The sequence below is a fragment of the Vibrio sp. L85 genome (assembly GCF_963871815.1).
GTDB lineage: Bacteria > Pseudomonadota > Gammaproteobacteria > Enterobacterales > Vibrionaceae > Vibrio > Vibrio harveyi.
In genome coordinates this window covers 1-1,514 of record NZ_CAWMYL010000124.1, presented here as the reverse complement: position 1 = coordinate 1,514, position 1,514 = coordinate 1, and the positions used below count along the sequence as shown (strand labels likewise).

The window sequence follows — 1,514 nt, the reverse complement described above, 5'->3', positions numbered from 1 at the left end:
ATTGGGGTTTTAGTGCCCAAATAGGCACGGATTTATCAGAGTTTATTTTAGGTTAGGGTGGATCTGCGTCTCTCACACCTTAACTGCGCGTTAGTTTGCTAAAGGCTAGCAATTAACTAGCCTAAGCTTGTTCTCACATCGGCAATGGTGATGAAGAGTTTATTTTCAGCTTCTTCAAATTCTTGAAAACCATAGCGTTCATAGAAGTGTTTCGCGCCGTCTTTGGCATCAACGATAACAACTGGAAATGCAACGCTATCGCTTGCAGCTAACAGCTTTCTGAGCGCGTCAATAAGCAGCCACTCACCAAAGCCTTTCCCTTTGTATCGGTCATCGACAGCAAGGCGGGCAATCAGACCACCAGAGGTGGATGATTGGTGTTTTTTTTGTAACTTATCGGGTAATGCCTTTAAGTCAATTGGTGTCATTGTTAGCGTGTAAAAGCCGATGACATGTGAGTTGTCGTTATCATCTTCCAAAACAAACGTTCTGGTGTTGTCTTTTTTTGCTTGCTGACTCGCCATTACTTTTAAGTAATTATTGAGAGCTTCGATACCACAGTTGAATCGGTTTCTATCGTGTTTAGCTTTATCTAGAAGTACCGTATTCATCATTGAGTTTTGCTCTCGTATCGATCAGCAGCAGCTTTTAGTTTTGAGTTCTGTGTAGCAGGGCGGTCTAAAGCTTCCATCAGCAACATAGCATCAGCTTGGCTCAATTTTAAAGCCTGTTCGCGTTCGATGACTTGTTTGGCTTTTTCGATTGCAGCGCTTAGAACAAACGAGTTGATGCTAGACATGCCGGCGATCGCGGCAGCCTTAGTAAGTAAGTCTTGTGTATCGACATCAACCCTAGCGGTGATGCGAGGCAAAGTAGTAGCCATAATGTTATCTCCTGTTGTGTCAAAGTGTCACATAGACATTATGGTCTTAAAGTGTGCAATAAGCAATCTTTGTGTCACTTTGGCACGCAAACTAACAAACAATTTAAGAGTGATTCAGCACGCTTGGCATTTTTACTATGCGTTGCGTTTAGTGTTTAAGGTGGTATGCGCCACTTCAGTATTGCGTTGCTCACACCTTAACAGGGCGTATGTACTTGGAGAAAAGTATGGATTTTCTCGTAGGTGTAGACCTTCAGGATTCATTTGTCTTGGGTTGGCACTACAATGATCAAACTCTTGAAATTGAACTAGAGTTTAGTATCTGGCCTGAGTCTAAATATTATGAAGCTCCAAAAATAGGTGAGCATACTTGCTATCGTTTGGGGTCTCTTCTTTTTGAGGGTGTCTTGAGTATTAATGGGCTCTTGAATCAAAATGATATACAGCCGATCATAGACCTTGACGGTTCAAAAGACTACGGAAGCATCGACTACTTTGAAAAGAACCAATCATATTTCAAGGTTGCAGGTGGCTTTGGGAACATAGAATTTGAAAGCTCAGGTGTTCATTTTAAACTACGTACATAACAAGACGTTCAAGGCGATTCGAAACGCATTGGGGTTTTAGTGCC

General features: G+C 42.0%; 3 protein-coding genes. 1 reads left to right on the top strand and 2 read right to left on the bottom strand.

Annotation, left to right across the window (positions count from 1 at the left end; translation table 11 throughout):
• Window positions 1-116: 116 nt before the first annotated feature.
• Both AACR11_RS13330 and AACR11_RS13325 read right to left on the bottom strand, forming a co-directional pair.
• The gene (locus AACR11_RS13330; protein ID WP_017191060.1) at window positions 117-614 is read right to left on the bottom strand and encodes a GNAT family N-acetyltransferase; all 498 of its coding nucleotides are present in this window, start codon (window positions 612-614) and stop codon (window positions 117-119) included.
• The gene (locus AACR11_RS13325) at window positions 611-883 is read right to left on the bottom strand and encodes a type II toxin-antitoxin system TacA family antitoxin (RefSeq protein WP_017420534.1); all 273 of its coding nucleotides are present in this window, start codon (window positions 881-883) and stop codon (window positions 611-613) included. Before AACR11_RS13325 ends, AACR11_RS13330 begins: the two co-directional genes overlap by 4 nt.
• Before the next feature lie 227 nt (window positions 884-1,110).
• Here AACR11_RS13325 and AACR11_RS13320 point away from each other — a divergent pair, with 227 nt between their 5' ends.
• Window positions 1,111-1,470, top strand: a complete 360-nt coding sequence (locus tag AACR11_RS13320; RefSeq protein WP_017191058.1) for a hypothetical protein — start codon at window positions 1,111-1,113, stop codon at window positions 1,468-1,470.
• Window positions 1,471-1,514: the final 44 nt, after the last annotated feature.